Source organism: Streptomyces capoamus (genome assembly GCF_014654935.1).
GTDB classification, from domain to species: domain Bacteria; phylum Actinomycetota; class Actinomycetes; order Streptomycetales; family Streptomycetaceae; genus Streptomyces; species Streptomyces capoamus.
Map to the genome: position 1 here is coordinate 14,114 of NZ_BNBF01000010.1, position 2,232 is coordinate 16,345.

The 2,232-nt window shown below is 71.5% G+C and carries 3 protein-coding genes; 2 read left to right on the plus strand and 1 reads right to left on the minus strand.

Annotated elements, in window-relative coordinates; all coding sequences use genetic code 11:
- Positions 1-138, plus strand: a 138-nt coding sequence (locus IE312_RS40550; protein WP_229900052.1) for a sigma 54 modulation/S30EA ribosomal C-terminal domain-containing protein, incomplete at its 5' end; no start/stop codon positions are given.
- Positions 139-341: 203 nt separating this feature from the next.
- Positions 342-1,082, plus strand: coding sequence for a response regulator (locus IE312_RS17370; RefSeq protein WP_189982779.1), 741 nt, complete (start codon positions 342-344; stop codon positions 1,080-1,082).
- Between the two features lie 22 nt (positions 1,083-1,104).
- Here the strand turns inward: IE312_RS17370 and IE312_RS17375 are convergent.
- Positions 1,105-2,232: winged helix-turn-helix domain-containing protein (locus IE312_RS17375; protein ID WP_229899968.1), on the minus strand; the 1,128-nt coding region annotated here is incomplete at its 5' end.

The window sequence follows — 2,232 nt, forward strand, 5'->3', positions numbered from 1 at the left end:
TTCGTCGACTCCGAGACGAAGGAGCCGAGTGTCGTCTACCGGCGGCACGCGTACGACTACGGCGTGATCCACCTCAGCACGGACCCGATGGTCACCGAGGTGCAACCCCCCGCGGCCGGTGGCACGCTGGGCGGCTGATCCGCCCGGCCGAAGCTGAGCCGGTGCCCCTGGAGCGCGTGTGCGCCCCCAGGGGCACCGGCGTGCGACCACTTCGCGCCCCGCACGTCACCTGCGTGTCGTCCGGGCATGAAATCATGGCCGCACCGGCCCAACCGGTGGGCCGCTGCCTTGGGTTGGCGATGGCACAGAACCACAGGCCACAGCCTTCAGGGGGAGGAACGATGGCGGACACCTTCGGACCGATGCGGAATGCCGACGACGATGCCGTCGGCATGGGCCCCGGCGCGGGCCCCGCGCGCGAGGAGCCGATCAGGGTCCTGGTCGTGGACGACCACGCCCTCTTCCGGCGCGGCCTGGAGATCGTGCTCGCGGCCGAGGAGGACATCCAGGTCGTCGGCGAGGCGGGCGACGGGGCCGAGGCCGTCGACAAGGCCGCCGACCTCTTGCCCGACATCGTGCTGATGGACGTCCGCATGCCCAAGCGGGGCGGGATCGAGGCCTGCACCTCCATCAAGGAGGTCGCCCCCAGCGCCAAGATCATCATGCTGACGATCAGCGACGAGGAGGCCGACCTCTACGACGCGATCAAGGCGGGCGCGACCGGATACCTGCTCAAGGAGATCTCGACCGACGAGGTGGCCACCGCCATCCGCGCGGTGGCCGACGGCCAGTCGCAGATCAGCCCCTCGATGGCGTCGAAACTCCTCACCGAGTTCAAGTCGATGATCCAGCGCACCGACGAACGCCGGCTGGTGCCCGCGCCCCGGCTGACCGACCGGGAGCTGGAGGTCCTCAAACTCGTCGCCACGGGCATGAACAACCGGGACATCGCCAAGGAGTTGTTCATCTCCGAGAACACCGTGAAGAACCACGTCCGCAACATCCTGGAGAAGCTGCAGCTGCACTCCAGGATGGAGGCCGTGGTCTACGCGATGCGGGAGAAGATCCTGGAGATCCGCTAGCGGCGGACCGGTCCGGCGGCGCCTATCCGAGGAGGACGGCGAGTTCCCGGGTGAGGGGTTCGCGCAGTTCGGGCGCGTCCACGCGGTCCACGCGGACGTCCGTGCAGTCCACCCACGTCGCCGCCTCGGCCAGGGCCTGGGCGACCGCCGGGACCGCCTTCGGGCCGTCCAGGGTGACCTGCTTGGCCACCAGTGTGCGGCCCTCTCGCGCCGGGTCGACACGCCCGACCAGCCGGCCGCCGGCGAGCACGGGCATCGCGAAGTACCCGTGGACCCGTTTGGGCTTGGGGACGTACGCCTCCAGCCGGTGGGTGAAGCCGAAGATCCGCTCCGTGCGCGCCCGCTCCCAGACCAGCGAGTCGAACGGCGACAGCAGCGTGGTGCGGTGCCGGCCGCGCACCGGCGCCGCCAGGGCCGCCGGGTCCGCCCAGGCCGGCTTGCCCCAGCCCTCGACCTCGACCGGTACCAGTCCCGAGTCCGCGATCACCGCGTCGACCTGCTCGCCCTTGAGCCGGTGGTAGTCAGCGATGTCCGCACGCGTGCCCACGCCCAGCGACTCGCCCGCCAGCCGGACCAGACGGCGCAGGCACTCGGTGTCGTCCAGCTCGTCGTGCAGCAGCGCGTCCGGGACCGCGCGCTCGGCGAGGTCGTAGACCCGCTTCCAGCCGCGCCGCTCCACGCACACCACCTCGCCGTACATCAGCGCACGCTCCACGGCGACCTTCGTGCCCGACCAGTCCCACCAGTCGTTCGTCTTCTTCGCGCCGCCCAGTTCCGTGGCGGTCAGCGGGCCCTCCGCGCGGAGCTGCTTGATGACCTGGCCGTACACCCCGTCGGGGAGGTCGTGGTGCCAGTGCGGGCGGTCGCGGTAGGCGCGGCGGCGGAAGGCGAAGTGCGGCCACTCCTCGATGGGGAGGATGCAGGCCGCGTGCGACCAGTACTCGAAGGCGTGGGTGCCGGTCCAGTACGCGGCCTCCACGGTCTTGCGGCCGACCGCGCCGAGCCGGGCGTACGGCACGAGTTCGTGGGACCGGGCCAGGACGGAGATCGTGTCGAGCTGGACCGCGCCGAGGTGGCGCAGCACCCCGCGGACACCCGCGCGCCGGTCCGGTGCGCCGAGCAGGCCCTGGGCCCGCAGCGCTATCCGGCG